Annotated in this window: 17 protein-coding genes; 16 read left to right on the forward strand and 1 reads right to left on the reverse strand. The window is 59.9% G+C overall.

The window, feature by feature from the left end; translation table 11 throughout:
• Positions 1–171: 171 nt before the first annotated feature.
• From mraZ to murB, 12 genes are all read left to right on the forward strand, one after another.
• Positions 172–612 carry a division/cell wall cluster transcriptional repressor MraZ gene (gene mraZ, locus A6U86_RS28265; RefSeq protein ID WP_068398373.1) on the forward strand — a complete coding sequence of 147 codons (441 nt, stop codon included), beginning with the start codon at positions 172–174 and terminating at the stop codon, positions 610–612.
• A gap of 14 nt (positions 613–626) precedes the next feature.
• Positions 627–1,652: a 16S rRNA (cytosine(1402)-N(4))-methyltransferase RsmH gene (gene rsmH, locus A6U86_RS28270; RefSeq protein ID WP_068398376.1), complete on the forward strand. Its 1,026-nt coding sequence runs from the start codon at positions 627–629 to the stop codon at positions 1,650–1,652.
• A 1-nt stretch (position 1,653) separates the two neighbouring features.
• Positions 1,654–2,178: a hypothetical protein gene (locus A6U86_RS28275; protein ID WP_068398382.1), complete on the forward strand. Its 525-nt coding sequence runs from the start codon at positions 1,654–1,656 to the stop codon at positions 2,176–2,178.
• Positions 2,178–3,932, forward strand: a complete 1,755-nt coding sequence (locus tag A6U86_RS28280) for a penicillin-binding protein 2 (protein ID WP_068398385.1) — start codon at positions 2,178–2,180, stop codon at positions 3,930–3,932. Before A6U86_RS28275 ends, A6U86_RS28280 begins: the two co-directional genes overlap by 1 nt.
• A gap of 65 nt (positions 3,933–3,997) precedes the next feature.
• Positions 3,998–5,461 carry a UDP-N-acetylmuramoyl-L-alanyl-D-glutamate--2,6-diaminopimelate ligase gene (locus A6U86_RS28285; protein ID WP_068398387.1) on the forward strand — a complete coding sequence of 488 codons (1,464 nt, stop codon included), beginning with the start codon at positions 3,998–4,000 and terminating at the stop codon, positions 5,459–5,461.
• The gene (locus A6U86_RS28290; protein WP_068398390.1) at positions 5,458–6,918 is read left to right on the forward strand and encodes a UDP-N-acetylmuramoylalanyl-D-glutamyl-2,6-diaminopimelate--D-alanyl-D-alanine ligase; all 1,461 of its coding nucleotides are present in this window, start codon (positions 5,458–5,460) and stop codon (positions 6,916–6,918) included. The genes A6U86_RS28285 and A6U86_RS28290 overlap by 4 nt, the downstream gene beginning before the upstream one ends.
• A gap of 11 nt (positions 6,919–6,929) precedes the next feature.
• The gene (mraY, locus tag A6U86_RS28295) at positions 6,930–8,051 is read left to right on the forward strand and encodes a phospho-N-acetylmuramoyl-pentapeptide-transferase (RefSeq protein WP_068398393.1); all 1,122 of its coding nucleotides are present in this window, start codon (positions 6,930–6,932) and stop codon (positions 8,049–8,051) included.
• A 7-nt stretch (positions 8,052–8,058) separates the two neighbouring features.
• Positions 8,059–9,471: a UDP-N-acetylmuramoyl-L-alanine--D-glutamate ligase gene (murD, locus tag A6U86_RS28300; RefSeq protein WP_068398396.1), complete on the forward strand. Its 1,413-nt coding sequence runs from the start codon at positions 8,059–8,061 to the stop codon at positions 9,469–9,471.
• Between the two features lies 1 nt (position 9,472).
• Positions 9,473–10,627: a putative lipid II flippase FtsW gene (gene ftsW, locus A6U86_RS28305; RefSeq protein ID WP_068398399.1), complete on the forward strand. Its 1,155-nt coding sequence runs from the start codon at positions 9,473–9,475 to the stop codon at positions 10,625–10,627.
• A 181-nt stretch (positions 10,628–10,808) separates the two neighbouring features.
• Positions 10,809–11,930 (forward strand): undecaprenyldiphospho-muramoylpentapeptide beta-N-acetylglucosaminyltransferase, encoded by a 1,122-nt coding sequence (murG, locus tag A6U86_RS28310; RefSeq protein WP_068398401.1) that lies wholly within the window; start codon positions 10,809–10,811, stop codon positions 11,928–11,930.
• Positions 11,927–13,342: a UDP-N-acetylmuramate--L-alanine ligase gene (murC, locus tag A6U86_RS28315; RefSeq protein ID WP_068398404.1), complete on the forward strand. Its 1,416-nt coding sequence runs from the start codon at positions 11,927–11,929 to the stop codon at positions 13,340–13,342. The genes murG and murC overlap by 4 nt, the downstream gene beginning before the upstream one ends.
• A complete protein-coding gene (gene murB / locus A6U86_RS28320; protein ID WP_068398406.1) occupies positions 13,339–14,313 on the forward strand; it encodes a UDP-N-acetylmuramate dehydrogenase in 975 nt (324 codons plus the stop codon). The genes murC and murB overlap by 4 nt, the downstream gene beginning before the upstream one ends.
• 192 nt (positions 14,314–14,505) lie before the next feature.
• On the opposite strand, the gene A6U86_RS28325 is transcribed toward murB, so the two are convergent.
• Positions 14,506–15,837 carry an MFS transporter gene (locus A6U86_RS28325; RefSeq protein WP_068398409.1) on the reverse strand — a complete coding sequence of 444 codons (1,332 nt, stop codon included), beginning with the start codon at positions 15,835–15,837 and terminating at the stop codon, positions 14,506–14,508.
• A 255-nt stretch (positions 15,838–16,092) separates the two neighbouring features.
• Here A6U86_RS28325 and aqpZ point away from each other — a divergent pair, with 255 nt between their 5' ends.
• The 4 genes from aqpZ (at position 16,093) to ftsA (ending at position 20,253) form a co-directional block, all read left to right on the forward strand.
• The gene (aqpZ, locus tag A6U86_RS28330) at positions 16,093–16,779 is read left to right on the forward strand and encodes an aquaporin Z (protein WP_068398412.1); all 687 of its coding nucleotides are present in this window, start codon (positions 16,093–16,095) and stop codon (positions 16,777–16,779) included.
• A gap of 299 nt (positions 16,780–17,078) precedes the next feature.
• A complete protein-coding gene (locus tag A6U86_RS28335; protein ID WP_068398415.1) occupies positions 17,079–18,005 on the forward strand; it encodes a D-alanine--D-alanine ligase in 927 nt (308 codons plus the stop codon).
• 11 nt (positions 18,006–18,016) lie between these two features.
• Positions 18,017–18,925: a cell division protein FtsQ/DivIB gene (locus A6U86_RS28340; protein WP_198929106.1), complete on the forward strand. Its 909-nt coding sequence runs from the start codon at positions 18,017–18,019 to the stop codon at positions 18,923–18,925.
• A complete protein-coding gene (ftsA, locus tag A6U86_RS28345; RefSeq protein ID WP_068398421.1) occupies positions 18,922–20,253 on the forward strand; it encodes a cell division protein FtsA in 1,332 nt (443 codons plus the stop codon). The genes A6U86_RS28340 and ftsA overlap by 4 nt, the downstream gene beginning before the upstream one ends.
• Positions 20,254–20,299 lie beyond the last annotated feature (46 nt).

Raw genomic sequence — 20,299 nt, forward strand, 5'->3', positions numbered from 1 at the left:
ACACTGCATACGGGCAAATCAGAGCCCAATCATCGCAAAGCCATGATTGCTCCCGTTCCGGGGGTGTCGAAGGGGTGTTCGCTCTTTCGGCTTGCGAAGCTGTGTCCGATTTTGGCTGTGTCTGCGGGCGAATGATTGCCCGCGGAACATGGGGGACGGGTGTTTCGCGTCATGAACCGCTTCCTGTCGAATGCGACCAACCGGATCGATGCCAAGGGGCGGGTTTCCGTGCCGGCGGCGTTTCGTTCCGTGCTGGCCGAGCGCAATATCCAGGAGCTGTATTGTTTCCAGGATTTTGTGTTCCCGGCGATCAGCGTCGGCGGCCTCGATCTGCTCGATCGTTTCGAGCGGCAGATTGCGGCGGACGATCCTTTTTCGCCAGCGGCGAACCAGATGTCGCTCCTCATTCACGGGGGCGGGGTCTTTATGAAGCTCGATGCGGAAGGTCGGTTGATGATGACGGATTTCATCCGCGACTTCACCGGCATATCGGGCGATGTGACATTCGTCGGGCGGGCGGATCATTTTCAATTATGGCGACCGGAGGCTTTCCTGGCCTTGCAGGCGCAGGCACGAGAGGAGCGCAGGCTGGCGGGCAGGCGCTCGGAATAGAGCGGGGAAACGGAATGGCGGCGAATTCAGGCGGAGGTTCTACTGATGCCGATGGCGGACCGGTTCGCCACATTCCGGTTCTTCTTTCCGAAGTGATCGAGGCGCTGGCCCCAGTGCCGGGCAAGGTCATTCTCGATGGAACTTTCGGGGCTGGCGGTTATACCTCGGCCATTCTGGCTGGCGGCGCCGAAGTTATCGCGCTTGATCGCGACCCGACGGCGATTGCGGCGGGGCAGGTGCTTGTTGGTGCTCATGCGGGCCGGCTCAGGCTCATTCAGTCACAGTTTTCTCAGCTTGCCGATCATGCGCCGGAAGGCGGGCTCGATGGCGTCGTGCTCGATATCGGCGTCTCCTCCATGCAGATCGATGAAGCGGAGCGCGGTTTTTCCTTCAACAAGAATGGGCCGCTCGACATGCGCATGTCAGCGAACGGCGTCTCGGCAGCCGATGTCGTCAATCGCGCCAAGCTTGCCGATCTCATTCGCATATTCGTGTTTCTGGGTGAGGAAAAACAGGCGCCGCGCATCGCCCATGCGATCGAGAAGCGCCGCGCCGAGGCTCCTTTCGTTACCACCCGCGATCTGGCCGGCCTGATCGAAGTCGTGACGCCGCGCAAGGCCAAGGACAAGATCCATCCTGCCACACGGGTTTTCCAGGCCCTGCGCATCTTCGTCAATGATGAGCTTGGCGAGCTGGCGCAGGCGCTGTTTGCAGCCGAGCGTGCGCTCAAGCCGGGTGGCCGCCTTGTCGTTGTGACCTTTCATTCGCTGGAAGATCGGATCGTCAAGAAGTTCTTTGCCGATCGCTCCGGCCGGGCCGTCGGATCGCGTCACATGCCTATTGTAACTGAGCGGCCGGCGACTTTCGAGCCGGTCGGCAAGTCGATGATTTTTGCGAGCGATGCCGAGGCGGAGGTCAATCCGCGCGCACGCTCAGCCAAATTGCGGGCGGGGGTTCGCACGTTGGCGCCGGCGGAGATTGCAGATCTTTCCATCTTCGATCTGCCCAATCTCGCCAGTCTCGGAAAGCTCGGGGGGTGAAATGCTGAAGACTTTTGACATCGTGCTGATTGGCGTCATGACGGCGATGGCCAGCGTGACCTATACGATCAAGCATCGCGCCGAGCTGAAGCTGGAAGAGGTTCATCGCCTCGAGGCCGATATCAAGCTTGAGAAGGACACGATCGAACTCCTCAAGGCGGACTGGGCGCTCGTTTCGCAGCCGAACCGTCTCGAGCGTCTCGTCAACAATTACAGCAACGAGCTTCAATTGCAGCCGACCCTCTCGACGGCGATCGTTCAGCCAAGCGAGCTACCGATGCTGCGCTCGCAGGTCCCGCCTCCGATCGTGGCGGATGCGAAGGATGGCACCAAGACCGGCAAGCCAACCGGTTCCAAGGGCAATACCGTTGTGGCATCGAAAAACGGTGACACGACCGATGCGGAGATCAGGAAGGCTATCGCCGATGTGGCAGCCGCCCCTGCGCCACGACCCAAGTCGCCTGCTTTGGCTAAACGCAAGAAGCCAGATGTCGACAATATCGCAACCGGATCGGTGGAGGAATAATGTCTTTTCTCTCCCGCATCATGGTCTTGAAGAGCAAGGCTCATTTCTCCACCGACGGCAACAACCGGCCGAACGATCGCTCCTCCCGTTCAAGGTTCGAAGGGGCGAGCAAGCGTAAATCCAATCAGGCCAGAAGCCGCGTCGTTCTGCTGGTGGCGAGCTTTATCGCCATCTATTGCGTGATCGGCGGCCGGCTTGCCCAGTTCGCGATGACGCCGCCGGAAACGACGTCCAGCATCCTGCCGCCGGATCGTCTGATGGCCTCGCGCCCTGACATTGTCGATCGCAATGGCGCGTTGCTGGCGACCGACATCCGTACCGTCTCGCTGTTTGCCGAGCCGAACAAGATCATCGATGCCGATGAAGCCGTCGAGGAACTGCGCACGGTTCTGCCGGATCTCGATGCCAAATCCACCTATAAGAAGCTTTCCGTCAAGAGCTCGCATTTTGCCTGGCTTCGCCGGCAGCTGACGCCGAAGCAGCAGAGCCAGATCCTGGCGCTCGGTATTCCCGGCATCGGTTTCCGCCCCGAGAAGCGTCGCTTCTATCCGGGTGGTTCCACCGCTCCTCATATTCTCGGCTACGTGAACATCGACAATCGCGGTGTTTCCGGCATGGAGAAATATATCGACGATCAGGGTCTTGCCGATCTTGCCGCCGCTGGCATGACCAACAGCCAGCCCCTCCAGCCGGTGAAGCTTTCAATCGATCTGCGTGTGCAGGGCATCGTCCGTGATGCTGTCGTCAATGCGGTCAAGAATTTCCAGGCAAAGGGTGCAGGCGCGGCGATACTCGACGTCCACACGGGCGAGGTTCTCGGCATGGCTTCGGCGCCCGACTTCGATCCGAACTACCCTAACGAAGGTGCTACGGAAGGTTGGCTTAACCGCATGACGAGCGGCACGTTCGAAATGGGGTCGACCTTCAAGACTTTCACCATGGCCATGGCGCTCGACGACGGCAAGGTGACGTTGCGCGATGCCTTCGATGCCACGAACCCCATCCGCATCGGCGGATTTACCATCAAGGATTTCCACGGCCAGCGTCGCGTTTTGACCGTTCCTGAAATTTTCCAGTACTCCTCGAACATCGGCACTGCCAAGATCGCCGATCTCGTCGGTATCGATGGCCATAAGGAATTCCTCACCCGCATCGGCCTGCTCTCGAAGATGCAGACTGAATTGCCCGAGGTGAAAATGCCGTCGCAGCCACGCGTCTGGAAGAAGATCAATTCCATCACGATCTCCTTCGGTCACGGTGTCTCGACCACGCCTCTGCAGACGGCCGTCGCGGGAGCGGCGCTCGTCAATGGCGGCAAGCTGATCGAGCCGACCTTTCTGCCGCGCACGCGCGACCAGGCTGACGCCATCGCCAAGATGGTCGTAAAGAAGAGCACCAGCGATGACATTCGCTACCTTCTCGAGTTCAACGGCACCCGGGGCTCGGGTCGTAACGCCCGGGTTCCCGGCTACAATGTCGGCAGCAAGACCGGCACGGCCGATAAGGTTGTGAACGGCCGCTATTCCAATACGCTGAACTTCAATACCTTCATGGCGGTTTTTCCGATCGACAATCCGCAATACATCGTCATGACCTTCATTGACGAGCCGAAGAGCGGCGAGCGCGGTGGCGGGACGATTTCGGCCTACACAGCCTTGCCGATCGCCCGTGATATCGTCGCCCGCTCGGCGCCGATTCTCGGGGTGCAGCCCAGTTTTGGAAAAGATGACTCGGCCTTGCTGGCGTCTTATTAAGCGTGGAAGAATACACGGGTCGATTCGCGAGAGGGTGGGTCGATCAAAAGCGAAAAGTATAGTCGATGAAACTGCGGGATATCGCCGGAGATGGATTTCCGGAACTCAACACACAGGTTGGCGGAGCGCTCGGCGATCTCGAGATAACCGGCATTTCCGCTGATAGCCGCAACGTTTCGCCGGGCATGGCCTTTGTTGCCGTCGCCGGCACGAAGGCAAACGGCGCGAGCTTCATCGCCGATGCGATTTCACGCGGAGCTTCCATTGTCGTCGCCGGTCCAGGAGCCGCCGTAAGCGGTGCGCCATTGCTGTCGGTTTCTGAGCCGCGCCGGTTTCTGGCGATAGCTGCCTCACACTTCTACGGACGCCAGCCGGAAACCATGGTTGCGGTAACCGGCACCGCGGGCAAGACCTCGGTCGCGTCCTTCACGCGGCAGATCTGGGCTTTTGCCGGCCATCCGGCAGCAATGATCGGCACGACGGGTGTCGTTTCGCCAACCCGCAATGAATATGGTTCGCTGACGACGCCGGATCCGGCATCGCTACACGAATTGCTTGCCGAGCTTGCCGACGAAGGCGTGACCCACGCGGCCATGGAGGCATCGAGCCACGGCCTCGATCAATTCCGTCTCGACGGCGTCAGGCTTGCCGCCGCCGCCTTCACCAATCTCGGCCGCGACCACATGGACTACCATCCGACGGTCGAGGATTACATGGCCGCGAAGATGCGGCTGTTCAGGGATTTGCTGCCGAAGGGCTCGCCCGCAGTGATTTTTGCCGACGATGCCTGGTCGGCCCAAGCGATTGCCGCAGCTCGTGACGCCGGACAGGATGTGCGCACGGTCGGGCGCAAGGGCGATTTTCTGACATTGAAGCGCGTCGAGCATTTCCGCCACAAGCAGATCGCCGAAGTTCATTTCGGCGATGAGATTTTCGAGATCCACATTCCGCTGGCCGGTGACTTCCAGGTCGCCAATGCGCTTGTTGCAGCTGGTCTTGCCATTTCAACGGGCGTGGCCGCATCGGTCGCCATGGCAGCGCTCGAGAAGCTTGTCGGCGCATCCGGTCGTCTGGAGCTCGTCGGCCATACGCACGACGGCGCCTTGGCCTATGTCGACTACGCTCACAAGCCGGACGCACTGGAAAATGTTCTGAATTCGGTACGGCCGTTCACGACAGGCCGAGTGATCGTTGTTTTTGGCTGCGGTGGCGACCGAGATCGCGGCAAGCGCCCGATCATGGGTGAAATTGCCTGCCGCCTCGCCGATGTCGTCGTGGTCACCGATGACAATCCGCGTTCGGAAGATCCGGCTGCCATCCGTACCGAGATCATGGCGGCTGCTGCATGCGCTACTGAGATCGGCGATCGTGCCGAGGCGATCCGCAAGGCGGTCGGCATGCTGAAATCCGGCGATACGTTGATTGTCGCCGGCAAGGGGCATGAGGAGGGTCAGACGATCGGAAGCGTGACGCTGCCGTTCTCCGACCACGCCGAACTGCGCAAAGCATTGGAGGAATTGAAGTCTTGAACTGGCTATGGACTACTGAGGATCTGATCGCCGCAATCTCGGGCCGCTTCATAGGAACGCTGCCACAGGGCATCACGGGCATTTCCATAGACAGTCGGTCCATCAAGCCGGGCGAGGCCTTTTTTGCCATCAAGGGCGATCGTGTCGACGGCCATGACTATGCCAATATCGCCATGGCGAACGGCGCCGCCTTCATCGTGATCAGCGAAGCGCGTCTGCCGGCCATGGGTAGCCTGGCCGTACCGAAGGTTATTGTTGAGGACGTCTTGACGGCTCTGGCGCGGCTGGGCGTGGCGGCCCGTCAGCGGACACAGGCCAAGATCATTGCCGTCACCGGCTCCGTCGGCAAGACGACGACCAAGGAGATGCTGCGGCGTACGCTTGAACCCTCGGGCAAGGTTCATGCCTCCGTTGCCTCGTTCAACAATCACTGGGGTGTTCCGCTCACGCTTGCGCGCATGCCGGAGGACACCGATTTCGGTGTTTTCGAAATCGGCATGAACCATCCCGAGGAAATTCGGCCTCTGGTGAAGATGGTGCAGCCACATGTCGCGATCATCACGACGATCGCGCCGGCGCATCTCGGCAATTTCAACAGCATCACGGAGATCGCAGCCGCCAAGGCGGAGATCTTCGACGGTGTCGTGCCGGGCGGTCATGCCATTCTCAATCATGACAATGACCAGTTCGAGATGCTGGAAAAGGCGGCGGTCGCCGCTGGTATCGAGCATATTCACAGCTTCGGCCAGCACGCCAAGGCCGATGTCCGCCTCGCCGAATTCAACGCTTCGGAAGAAAATTCGACGCTGTGGTTGACCATCGGTGGCGAGACCATGGAAGTGGCCATCGGCGCGCCGGGCCGTCACATTGCCGAAAATGCGCTTGCTGTCCTCGGCGCAGTCATGCTCGTGGAGGCCGATCTCGACAGGGCTATCGATGCGCTCGCGGACCTGCAGCCGGAAAAGGGCAGGGGGCAACGCCACAAGCGCGCGATCGGCAACGGCTACTTCACGCTGATCGACGAAAGCTACAATGCCAATCCCGCATCCATGCGCGCGGCTATCGCGCTGCTGGCGACGACATCGCCGAATGCGGGTTTCGGTGATCGGACGGGCAGGCGGATCGCCGTTCTCGGCGATATGTTGGAAATGGGGGATTATGCCCAGCGCGTGCATGCAAACCTTGCCGGACCGCTTCTGGCGGCCGGGATCGAGCATGTCTGGCTGGCGGGTCCGGAGATGGTGGCTTTAAGGGATGAGCTGCCGGAAAGTGTTCATGTCGAATATCGCGAGACGACGGAGGAACTCTCGGTATTCGCGCTCAATTCTGTCGCCCCTGGCGATGTGTTGATGGTGAAATCGTCGCTGGGAATGGGGTTTGGAAAGATCGTTGCGGGCTTGCTTGACAAGTTTCCCGCATTTTCCGACACGGGCACTCACACCCATCAGGGGCTTTAGAAAGGGCTCTTATGCTGATCTGGCTAGCCGAACTGTCGGACCATATTCATTTTTTCAGTACTCATTTCAGATTTCTCAATCTGTTCAGATACATCACGTTCCGTACCGGCGGCGCTCTCTTCACGTCTGCGTTCATCGTTTTCCTCTTCGGGCCGCGAATCATCTCCTCCCTGCGCGTGCGTCAGGGCAAGGGACAGCCGATTCGCGCCGACGGTCCGCAGACTCACTTCAAGAAAGCCGGCACCCCGACCATGGGCGGCCTGATGATCCTTGCTGGGATCGTCGTCTCGTCGCTTTTGTGGGCCGACCTTGCCAATGTCTATGTCGTCGCCACCTTGCTGGTGACCCTCGGCTTCGGCGCAATCGGTTTCTATGACGACTATCTCAAGGTGACGAAGCAGAGCGACAAGGGATTTTCCGGCCGCGCCCGTCTCGGCATCGAATTCGTCATCGCGGCTATCGCTGTGTATTTCATGATGACCACGGCGCTGTCTTCCGGGCCTGCCGGCTCTACCTTCGGCTCCTCGGTTGCCTTCCCCTTCTTCAAGAGCCTGCTGCTTAATCTCGGCATGTTCTTCGTGTTCTTCGGCGCTTTCGTCATCGTCGCGGCGGGTAATGCCGTCAACCTGACAGACGGTCTTGATGGGCTTGCCATCGTGCCTGTCATGATCGCGGCCGCCTCCTTCGGCGTCATCGCCTATCTCGCCGGCAACTTTGTCTTCGCCGATTACCTAGCGATCAATTTCGTGCCGGGTACGGGCGAATTGGCGGTGGTTCTCGGCGCGGTTATCGGTGCCGGTCTGGGCTTTCTCTGGTTCAATGCGCCGCCGGCTGCTATCTTCATGGGTGACACCGGCTCGCTGGCGCTGGGCGGCCTGATCGGCTCGGTTGCCGTCGCCACCAAGCACGAGATCGTTATGGCGATCATTGGCGGTCTGTTCGTGCTTGAGGCGCTTTCAGTCATCATCCAGGTCGGCTTTTTCAAGCTGACCAGACGCCGCGTCTTCCTGATGGCGCCGATCCACCATCATTTCGAAAAGAAGGGTTGGACGGAGAGTCAGGTTGTCGTGCGGTTCTGGATCGTTGCGGTCATCCTGGCCATGGTCGGCCTCTCCACCCTGAAGCTGCGGTGAGGCGTCGATGATCCCGATCACCACGCTAAAAGGAAAAAAGGTCGCCCTTTTCGGCCTCGGCGGCTCCGGCTTTGCGACGGCGCGTGCGCTGGTCGCGGGCGGCGCCGAGGTCACGGCCTGGGATGACAATCCGGACAGCGTGGCCAAGGCGGCTGCGGAAGGAATAGCGGTCGCCGATCTCAGAACCATCGACTGGAACGGACTGTCGGTTTTCGTCCTGTCGCCCGGCGTGCCGCTGACGCATCCGAAGCCGCACTGGACGGTGGATCTTGCCCATGCTGCCGGTGTCGAGGTTATCGGCGATGTCGAACTGTTCGTGAGGGAGCGTCGCGCGCATGCGCCGGACTGCCCGTTCATCGCGATCACCGGCACCAACGGCAAATCGACGACGACGGCGCTGATTGCCCATATCCTGCAATCGAGCGGCCGCGACACGCAGCTTGGCGGCAATATCGGCACAGCCATTCTGACGCTCGATCCGCCAAAGGCTGGTCGCTTCTATGTTGTCGAATGCTCTTCCTACCAGATCGATCTGGCGCCGACGCTTAATCCTTCCGCCGGTATCCTGCTGAACCTGACACCTGATCATCTCGATCGGCACGGCACGATGCAGCATTATGCCGATATCAAGGAGAGACTGGTTGCCGGTAGCGGTGTCGCCATTGTCGGTATCGATGACAGCCATTCTTCGTTGATTGCCGATCGCATAGAGCGTGCGGGCAGCAAGGTCACCCGAATTTCCCGTCGGCACGTGCTGGCGGATGGTCTCTATGCCGAAGGCAGCCGCATCATGCAGGCATCGGTCGGAGCAATGACCGAGATCGCAGATCTCGACGGAATCCAGACGTTGCGGGGCAGCCATAATGCTCAAAATGCTGCGGCGGCAATTGCCGCATGCCTGGCAGTCGGCGTTTCTCCCGACGATATCCGCGCGGGTTTGAAATCGTTCCCCGGTCTCAAGCATCGCATGCAGCCTGTCGGCAAGCGCGGTCGGGTCGTCTTCGTCAACGATTCCAAGGCAACCAATGCCGATGCCGCAGCACCGGCGCTTTCGAGCTACGAGAATATCTATTGGATCGCAGGCGGCCTGCCAAAGGAAGGTGGGATCACGACGCTCGCACCGCTCTTCCCACGCATCGCCAAAGCCTATCTGATCGGCGAGGCAGCGCCTGCCTTTGCGGCGACGCTTGGCGAGCAAGTGCCTTACGAGATTTCAGGCACGCTGGAGCGTGCCGTCGCGCATGCAGCTGACGATGCGGACAAGGACGAACATCCATCCACAGCGGTAATGCTGTCACCGGCCTGCGCAAGCTTCGATCAGTATAAGAATTTCGAGGTCAGGGGTGACGCGTTCGTCAGCCATGTGGCTGCTATTGAGGGCGTTACCATGCTGATCGGTTCAGCAACTGGAGGCAAATGATATGGTAAGCCGCGTTGAACGTGGGGCCTTGGCCGAATGGTTCTGGACCATCGACCGTGTGTTCCTGGCACTTTTCATCCTGCTGATCGGTATCGGCTTCATGCTCTCCTTCGCGGCCTCGCCCGCAGTTGCCGAGCGCATCGGGCTTGAGCCTTTCCACTTCGTCAAGCGCCACGCCTTGTTCCTGATCCCGGCGATTTCGGCGATGATCGGCATTTCCTTCATGACGCCCCGGCAGGTGAGGCGCACGGCGGTCATCCTGCTGATCGTTTCACTGGCTATGATGCTTTTTGCCCTGTTCTTCGGCATCGAGGTCAAGGGCTCGCGGCGCTGGGTCAATATTGCGGCGCTGTCGATCCAGCCGTCGGAATTCATGAAGCCGGCTTTCGTCGTCGTCTGTGCCTGGCTTTTTGCCGAGCATGCGCGCCAGCCGGAGATCCCCGGCAATCTCTTCGCCATCATCCTCTTCGGTATCGTCGTTGCACTGCTCGTCGCGCAGCCTGACCTTGGCCAGACGATCCTGACGACCGCGGTATGGGGCGGCATGTTCTTCATGGCCGGCATGCCCTGGCTATGGATCATCGTCCTTGGCGGTCTGGGCGCGGGTGGCTTCGTGGCCGCCTATTACGTCTTCGATCACGTGGCGCAACGCGTCAATAAATTCATGACGGGTGAGGGCGATACGTTCCAGGTCGACACCGCCAAGGAAGCGATCATTCACGGCAACTGGTTCGGTGTAGGTCCGGGTGAAGGTATCGTCAAGCGCATCATCCCGGACGCCCATACCGACTTCATCTTCTCGGTGGCTGCCGAGGAATTCGGCGTCATCTTCTGCATGGTGCTCGTCAGCATTTTCGCGGTCCTCGTCCTTCGCGGCCTCTCCCATGCCTACAAGGAGAAGAACGACTTCAACCGGTTTGCCGTCGCAGGCTTGGTCCTGCAGATCGGTATCCAGTCGATCATCAACATCGGCGTGAACCTGCAGCTTCTGCCGGCCAAGGGCATGACCCTGCCGTTGATCTCCTATGGTGGCTCGTCCATGACGGCGATCTGCGTCACCGCAGGCTTCATTCTGGCCTTGACGCGCCATCGTCCAGAAAAGCGCGCGCAGGATCGCAGCCTGTTCCGCGTGACGCATGGACTGCCCGCGGAGTAACGGTCTTGAATTTGCCTGTATTCCATCCCCAACACCTCCTGTCGTCTGCGCAATCTCCGGTCGCTTTTCCGGGAGTGGCGGTCTATGACGAGGGTTTGGTCCGCGCCGATGACGCGGTAGTGGCGACTTCCTATATTAGGGAGATGCCCCGGGTAATGGGGTATTCGCGGGAGCGAAAATTATGAGTAAAGGCATTGTCCTGCTTGCCGCCGGCGGAACCGGCGGCCACGTATTTCCGGCCGAAGCGCTGGCCTACAAGCTGAGGGAGCGCGGCTATTCCGTGCACCTCGTCACCGACAGCCGTGCTGAGCGCTACGCCGGCAAGTTTCCGGCCGATGAGATCCATGTCGTGCCGTCTGCAACGATCGGTTCGAAGAATCCCCTGAAGGTCGCGCGCGCCCTGTGGACGCTGTGGACCGGCATGCGCGCCGCGCGCAAGTTGATCCAGAGGATCAAGCCGGTTTGCGTCGTCGGCTTCGGCGGATATCCGACCGTTCCGCCGTTGCTGGCCGCCACCCGCATGGGCGTGCCGTCCATGCTCCATGAGCAGAATGCCGTCATGGGCCGCGCCAACAAGATGCTGGCGACGCGGGTGCGCGCGATTGCCGGCGGCTTTCTGACGGACAACGGACCTTTTGCGGAGAAGACTGTCACGACCGGCAACCCCGTGCGCCCGGCCGTCATCGAGGCAGCCAAGCAGCCCTATGTGCCGTCTGGGCCGGACGACCCGTTCAATCTCGTGGTTTTCGGCGGCAGCCAGGGTGCCCAGTATTTCTCCAAGGCGGTTCCGACGGCCATCAGCCTTTTGGAAGAGCCATTGCGCAAGCGGCTGCGGATCACGCAGCAGGTTCGCCCGGAAGATATGGAGACGGTCAACAGCTGCACCAGACGACTTGAGATGGGCGCCGATGTCGCGCCGTTCTTCAACGACATGGCCGAGCGTATTGGAGCCGCGCATCTCGTTCTTTGCCGCTCCGGTGCCTCCACGGTGTCCGAGCTGGCCGTCATCGGCCGCCCGGCTATCCTGGTGCCTTATCCGCATGCGCTCGATCATGATCAGGCAGCCAATGCGGCGGCGTTGGCGGCCACCGGCGGCGTCAAGGTCATCGTTCAATCGGAGCTGACGCCGGAGAAGCTTTCGACGATCCTGCGCGGTTCGATGACGATGCCAGAGAAACTCGCAAAGATGGCCGCTGCCGCCAAGCAGGCCGGCAAGCCGGATGCGGCAAACTTGCTCGCCGACATGGTTGAGGCTATTGCCGGCGGACGTTCAATTCAGCAATTCAAGGGGGCAGGCGTATGAAGCTGCCGAAGGCAATCGGCCTTGTGCATTTTATCGGTATCGGCGGTATCGGGATGAGCGGCATTGCCGAGGTTTTGCATAACCTCGGTCATCGCGTTCAGGGATCCGATCAATCGGAAAGCGCAAACGTGCAACGGTTGCGCGACAAGGGCATTCCGGTCCATATCGGTCACAAGGCTGAAAATCTCGGCGACGCCGAAGTCGTGGTCGTTTCCACCGCCATCAAGAAGAGTAATCCGGAACTCATCGCCGCGCGCGAAAAGCTGCTGCCGGTGGTGCGTCGTGCGGAAATGCTGGCCGAACTCATGCGCTTCCGTAGCGCGATCGCCATTGGGGGCACGCACGGCAAGACCACGACGACATCGCTTGTAGCCACGCTTCTCGAAGCCGGCGGTCTCGATCCCACAGTGATCAATGGCGGCATCATCAACGCCTATGGCACAAATGCGCGTATGGGCGCCGGCGAATGGATGGTGGTCGAGGCCGACGAATCGGACGGCACCTTCCTGAAGCTGCCTGCCGATGTCGCTGTCGTCACCAATATCGATCCGGAACATCTTGACCATTACGGCAATTTCGATGCCGTACGCGCCGCCTTCCGGCAGTTCGTCGAGAACGTGCCGTTCTATGGCTTCGGCGTTCTCTGCATCGACCATCCGGAAGTGCAGTCGCTGGTCGGACGCATCGAGGACCGAAAGGTTATCACCTATGGTGAAAACCCGCAGGCGGATGTGCGTTTCTCGAATGTGCGCATCGACGGTACGCGGTCGCTCTTCGACGTCGAGATCCGCAGGCGTCGTACAGGCAAGGTGATCCACATTAAGGATCTCGTCATGCCGATGCCTGGCCGCCACAATATCTCCAATGCGACCGCGGCGGTTGCCGTTGCCAACCGGCTCGGCATTTCCAGCGAGGCGATCGCCAAGGGATTGGCTTCCTTTGGCGGGGTCAAACGCCGCTTCACGCTGACCGGTGAATGGAACGGCATCAAGATCTTCGACGATTACGGTCATCACCCTGTCGAGATCAAGGCGGTGCTGAAGGCAGCGCGCGAGGCTTGCAAGGGCCGCGTCATCGCTGTGCATCAGCCGCATCGCTTCACGCGCCTGTCGAGCCTGTTCGAGGAATTCGCCGCCTGCTTCAACGATGCCGACAGCATTTTCCTGGCGCCCGTCTATGCCGCTGGTGAGGATCCGATCGAGGGCATCGATTCGCAGGCGCTCGTGTCGCGCATCAAGGCCAACGGCCATCGCGATGCGCGCTACCTGCCGTCGCAGGAAGATCTTGCCGCCATGGTTGCAGAGATTGCGCAACCGGGTGATTTTGTGGTTTTGTTGGGAGCTGGCAGTATCACATATTGGGCAGCGTCATTGCCAAAGGAATTGGAAGGCCTCTCGGGTAAGTCCGCATGAAACAGGTAAATGGGGAAAAGCTTCTGGCGTCGCTCGGCGACGGTGTAAAGGATATCAGGGGTCGGCTGACGCCGGACGCGCCAATGGATCGCGTCACGTGGTTTCGCGCCGGTGGTTTGGCGGAACTGATGTTCCAGCCCCACGACACGGACGATCTGATCGCGTTCCTGAAGATCCTGCCGGAAGAGGTGCCGCTGACGGTTGTTGGCGTAGGGTCGAATCTATTGGTGCGCGACGGAGGTATTCCGGGGGTCGTGCTTCGGCTTTCGGCCAAGGGTTTCGGTTCCGTCGAGCTTGCCGGCGAAAATCGTATCCTGGCCGGCGCCATATGCCCGGACAAGCACGTCGCCGCCATGGCCATGGATAACAGCATCGGCGGCTTCCATTTTTATTACGGTATTCCGGGGACCATCGGCGGTGCTGCGCGGATGAATGCCGGCGCCAATGGCGGCGAAACGCGCGAGCGTGTCATCGAGGTGCATGCCGTAGACCGCAAGGGCGAGAAGCACGTGCTCAGCAATGCCGAGATGGGCTATAGCTATCGGCATTCCGATGCGTCGGAAGATCTGATCTTCACCCATGTTCTGTTCGAGGGCTATCCCGAGGACAAGGCCAAGATTCGAGCCGAGATGGATGCCGTGCGTGCCCATCGCGAGACGGTGCAGCCTATTCGCGAAAAGACCGGCGGGTCGACTTTCAAGAATCCTGAGGGTCTTTCGGCATGGAAGTTGATCGATGAAGCAGGCTGCCGCGGTCTCGTCATCGGCGGTGCGCAGATGTCGTCGCTGCACTGCAATTTCATGATCAACATGGAACAGGCGACCGGCTACGATCTCGAATATCTCGGCGAGCAGGTTCGTCGTGAGGTTTTCGAGAACTCCGGCGTCAAGCTGGAATGGGAAATCAAGCGTCTCGGCCACTTCATGCCCGGCCGCGAGGTTCGGCCTTTCCAGGGCGTGACGACGGAATAAGACGCTTCGATCCGTCTGTAGCTGACAAATTGATTCAAGAAAAAGGCCGGGTCAAAACCCGGCCTTTTCAATTGGTTATTTCAAGATCCTCAGAGCATTTCCGCTTTTCCTCGAATCGCGAAAACGCTCTATATTTTTGTTTCTTGACGCATTCCGGACGGAAAACCGCTACGCACTTTTCCTGGAAGTGCTTTAAATCTCGTCGTTGCCCGAGAGCAGGATGCCGATCAGCGAAAGCAAGGCGGCCGCTGCCAGATAGTAGCCGACGTAGACGAGGCCGTAGGTCGTTGCGAGCCATGTGGCGATGTAAGGAGCCAGGGACGCACCGACGATGCCGCCGAGATTGAAGGTCATCGATGCACCGGTATAGCGCACGGTGGTCGGGAAGGGCGCGGCCAGGGCAGCGCCGATCGGACCGTAGGTGAAGCCCATCAAGGCCAGGCCGATGATCGAGCAGGCAAACGCGCCCGCAAGGCCGGCGGTCAGCAGCGACGAATAGAACAGCCCGAAGATGAGGATGCCGATGGTCGTGAGGATCAGGACCAGCCGGCGCGAATAACGGTCGGACAACAGGCCGGAAACCGGGATCATCAGGCCGAAGAAGACGACGCCGACGAGCTGCACGACGAGGAACTGACCCTGTGAATAGCCGAGGCCTGCCGGGAGTGCGCCGGTGCCCACCGGTCGGGTGCCCCAGCTCAGCGTGAAGGCCGTCATCAGGTAGAACAGCACGAAGGTTGCGACCGCGATGATGGTGCCGAGAATCAGGCTGCGGAGGTGCGAGCCGAAAATGACGGCGATCGGAACGGAAACGCGTTCTTCCTTCTCGATCGCACGCTGGAATTCCGGGGTTTCGGTGATCTTCAGACGGACATAGAGGCCGACCGCAACCAGAACGATGCTGATTAGGAACGGGATACGCCAGCCGAAGCTCAGGAAATCCGTATCGGCCATGCTTTCGCGCAGGATCAGGAAAAGGCCTGCCGAGAGAATGAAGCCGATCGGTGCGCCGAGCTGCGGGAACATCGCATACCAGCTGCGCTTGCCTTCCGGAGCATTCTCCGTGGCAAGCAGCACCGCGCCACCCCATTCGCCGCCGAGGCCGAGACCCTGGCCGAGACGGCAAAGCGCCAGCAATATCGGGGCGAGAACGCCGATCGATTCGTAGGTGGGAAGCAGGCCGATCACGACGGTCGACAGACCCATGGTGAGCAGGGCGGCGACAAGCGTCGCCTTGCGGCCGATGCGGTCACCGAAATGGCCGAAGATCATCGCGCCGATCGGACGTGCGAAGAAAGCGATCGAGAAGGTTGCGAAGGATTGCAGCGTCGCCGAGGTCGGATCGCTTGCCGGGAAGAACAGCTTCGGGAAGACGATGACCGCCGCCGTTGCATAAACATAGAAATCGAAGAATTCGATTGTCGTGCCGATGAGGCTCGCGATCAGAACACGCGCCGGAGAATTCGCGGCGGCGTTGTTCGATGACGAGGGGGTCGGCGATAGAGGCGATATCGCGTCAGTCATAATCCCACCAATTTAGATGACGTTGAGGTTTCCTAGGGGCTAAAATCTGTGCTTAGCGTAATTTTTGATCAGCGCAAACGCCAACTGCGCAAGAAATCAACGGTTGCATGCTATTATTTAGCCGTAATTGTTGATTCGCGAGCAATTGGGCGAGCGTTTGCCAGGGCGTGGGGATGTCTCCGGCGGGTCTTTTCCGGACCATTTTTCATGGACTGCTGATTTTCGCCTCGGTTGAGGGCAGAGGAGAAGGGTTTCATGCAGAAAAAGCTTATCGCAGAGTTTCTTGGGACGTTCTGGCTCGTATTCGGCGGTTGCGGCAGCGCAATCTTCGCCGCCGCATATCCGGGCCTCGGTATCGGTTTTCTAGGTGTTGCTTTCGCGTTCGGTTTGACTGTGTTGACCATGGCCTATGCGGTCGGTGGGATATCGGGCGGGCATTTCAATCCGGCCGTGTCGGTTGGCCTGACCGTGGCCGGCCGCTTTCCCGGCAGTCAGCTCATTCCCTATATCGTCGCGCAGGTTGTCGGTGCCATCGTGGCGGCAGCCGTGCTCTATCTGGTCGCCAGCGGCAAGGCGGACTTCCAGCTGGGAGGCTTTGCCGCGAATGGCTATGGCGAGCATTCGCCAGGCGGCTATTCGCTTGTATCCGCGCTGGTGGCCGAGATCGTGTTGACCTTGTTCTTCCTGGTGGTGATTCTCGGTTCGACGAGCAGCAAGGTGCCGGCCGGCTTCGCGCCGATCGCCATTGGCCTGACGCTGACCCTGATCCACCTGATCTCGATCCCGATCACCAACACCTCGGTCAATCCGGCGCGGTCGACAGGGCAGGCTCTGTTCGTCGGCGGCTGGGCGCTGCAGCAGCTCTGGCTGTTCTGGGTCGCGCCGATCGTCGGCGGTGCATTGGGCGGACTGGTCTGGAAACTGGTCGACGACAGCGAGTAAAATCAGTGTCGTCTTAACGCACTCAGGCCCGCATCGGACGTCCGATGCGGGCCTCTTTGTTTAAAAAATCTAAAAGTAGATATTTCAAAAGTAGCAACACTCTGATTCCAATGGCAGAATTCTTTAAGTCAGTTTGATTCGAATTATTCAATCATCGGCTGGGCGGCGGAAAGTTAACGAAAGTAAACGCTTCATTAACCTTAATGTCGTTCTAATCGACCTATTGAAAGCGGAGCTAGAATCGCTGTTAGGCGAGGCCGAGTAACCGCAAAGCAGAGATCGTGAGACCGGGGGTATTAATGGGTGGCAAGCATGTGGCTGTCCTTTTGGGCGGATTTTCCTCGGAAAGGCCTGTCAGCCTTTCCTCGGGGAAGGCATGCGCTGACGCCTTGGAGGCCGAAGGCTTTCAGGTCACTCGTGTCGATGTCGACCATGACGTCGCCAGCCGCCTTGCGGAGCTGAAGCCCGAAGTCGTCTTCAATGCTCTTCATGGCCCCTTCGGCGAGGACGGCACCATTCAGGGTATCCTTGAATATCTGCAGATCCCCTACACCCATTCGGGCGTACTCGCTTCGGCTCTTGCAATGGATAAGTCGCGGGCAAAGACGGTTGCCGCTGCGGCTGGTATTCCGGTTGCCGCTTCGGTTGTCATGGATCGTTTCGAGATTGTCGGCGAGCATCCGATGAAGCCGCCCTATGTCGTAAAGCCGGTACGCGAAGGGTCGAGCTTCGGCGTCGTGATCGTCAAGGAAGATCAAACGCATCCGCCGCAGATCGTTACCTCTTCGGAGTGGCGTTATGGCGATGAAGTGCTGGTCGAGCGCTATATTCACGGCCGTGAGCTGACCTGCGGCGTCATGGGCGGCAAGGTTCTCGGGGTCACCGAGATCGTGCCGCTGGGCCACAGCTTCTATGATTATGATGCCAAGTACGCCAAAGGTGGATCAAAACATGTCCTCCCGGCGGAAATTTCACCGAATCTTTACCAAAAGATACAAACATTATCGTTAAGGGCGCATGAAGCTATCGGCTGCCGCGGCGTCAGTCGATCTGACTTCCGTTTCGATGATCGCTTTTCCGAAGAAGGTGAACTTGTCTGGCTTGAGGTTAACACCCAGCCCGGCATGACCCCTACCTCGCTGGTGCCTGAAATGGCCGCTCATGCTGGCTACTCTTTTGGTGAATTTCTCCGGTGGATGGTGGAGGACGCGTCTTGTTTGCGCTGACGGTCAAAAATATGAGGCGGTCCCGTCATCGCGTCCCTCTCGCCATCGATGATGTCGAGGATGCGTTCGTGCTGCCGCGCCCACTTCGTCGCGCCGTGCGCTTCCTGGTCAGCCTTGGCTCCGGGCGTGTCAACATTCCCAATCACACGGGTACGGTTTCCGCCTTTCTCCTGTTTGCTGCTACGGGCCTCTATGGCATGTCGGTCGGTGGGCACGGTCAGGCGGTTGCGGAAGCGACGACGTCTGCTGCCGGCTTCGCCATCGAAGATGTCAAGGTTTCCGGCAATGACGAGACGTCTGAGATCGAGATCCTGCAGCTGCTCGGTCTCGATGGCACGACCTCGCTTGTCGCTTTGGATGCCGATGCGGCTCGCTTGAAGATCGCGAACCTGCCCTGGGTGCAGACCGTCCAGGTTCGCAAGGTCTACCCGAAGACGGTCGAGGTTAAGCTGACGGAGCGTAAGGCCTATGCCATCTGGCAGCATGGTTCCGAGCTTTCCCTGATCCAGAAGGATGGCAGCGTCATCGCGCCGCTGCGGGATAACAAGTTCGCAAAACTGCCGCTCTTTGTCGGTCGCGATGCTGAAACTGCCGCCGCTTCCGTCGATGATGTCTTTGCCAAGTGGCCCGACATTCGCAACCATGTGAAGGCCTTTGTGCGCGTCGCCGGACGCCGCTGGGATCTGTATCTCGACAGCGGCGTGATTGTTAAATTGCCTGAAGACAATATCGATGGCGCGCTCGCGCGGCTTATCGATCTCGACAAGGACCAGAACCTTCTGCAGCGCGACATCGCTGCCGTCGATCTTCGTCTCGACGATCGTACCGCCATAGAATTGACCCCGGACGCAACGCTTCGCCGCCAGGCCGCCGTCGATGCGAGAAACAAGGCTTTGAAGAAAGCAGGGCAGGATACATGAGCTTATTCGGTTCGTCCCATTTCGGCCTGCCGCGCTTGAAGCCGCTGTCTTCGAAGCGATCGCACATCGTGTCGGTCCTCGACATCGGCTCGACGAAGGTCGTCTGCATGATCGGTCGGCTGACGCCGCGCGAGGAGAGCCAGGTTCTCCCGAACCGCACGCATAATATCGAGATCATCGGTATCGGCCATCAGCGTTCGCGCGGCATAAAGACCGGTGTCATCGCCGATCTCGATGCATTGGAAAGTGTCGTCCGGCTTTCGGTCGATGCCGCCGAGCGCATGGCGGGCCTTACCGTCGACAGTCTGATCGTCAATGTTTCCGCCGGCCGGCTCGGGAGCGATATCTATACCGCGACCATCGATCTGGGTGGCCAGGAAGTCGAAAGCAACGATCTCAAGAAGGTGTTGGCGGCAGCCTGCCAGCAGTCGATCCGTCAGGAACGCGCCGTACTGCATTCGCTGGCGACCGGTTATTCGCTCGACGGCGAACGCGGCATTCGTGACCCGCTGGCAATGTTCGGAGATGCGCTCGGCGTCGACATGCATGTCGTGACGGCTGAGCGTGCGGCGCTGCGCAACCTCGAGCTCTGCATCAATCGTGCGCATCTCTCGGTCGAAGGGATGGTGGCAACGCCTTACGCCAGCGGTCTTGCGGCTCTCGTCGACGACGAAGTCGAGCTTGGCTGCGCTGCGATCGACATGGGCGGCGGCACGACGACGATTTCGGTCTTTGCCGAGGGCAAACTGGTACATACCGATGCGGTGAGCCTCGGCGGCCATCATGTCACCACCGACCTTGCCCGCGGTCTTTCGACCCGCATCGAGGATGCCGAGCGGCTGAAGGTGGTGCACGCCTCGGCGCTGGCGAACTCCTCGGATGAGCGCGAGCTGATTTCCATCCCGCCAATCGGCGAAGACGAGCGTGACCAGCCGACACAAGTGCCGAAGGCCCTGGTGTCGCGCATCGTCAAGGCCCGTATCGAAGAGACCCTCGAACTGATTCGCGATCGCATTCAGCGCTCGGGCTTCAGCCCGATCGTCGGCAAGCGTGTCGTTCTGACCGGCGGTGCCAGTCAATTGACCGGTCTGCCCGATGTGGCGCGTCGTGTTCTTGCCCGCAATGTCCGCATCGGTCGCCCCATGGGCGTATCCGGCCTGCCGACGGCGGCCAAGGGGCCGGCCTTTTCGACGGCGGTGGGCCTGATGATCTATCCTCAGGTCGCAGACATGGAGACACATGCGCCGAGCAGCGGACTGCTCTCGTCGCTTGGAGGGAACAACAGCCGCATCGGCCGCGTCGGCCAATGGCTGAAAGAGAGTTTTTGAGTGCCTGATCCCGGGAATGTTTCCCGGGGCAAGCGTCAGGCAAGTG

The organism is Rhizobium sp. AC27/96, from assembly GCF_001692325.1.
Classification (GTDB): domain Bacteria; phylum Pseudomonadota; class Alphaproteobacteria; order Rhizobiales; family Rhizobiaceae; genus Rhizobium.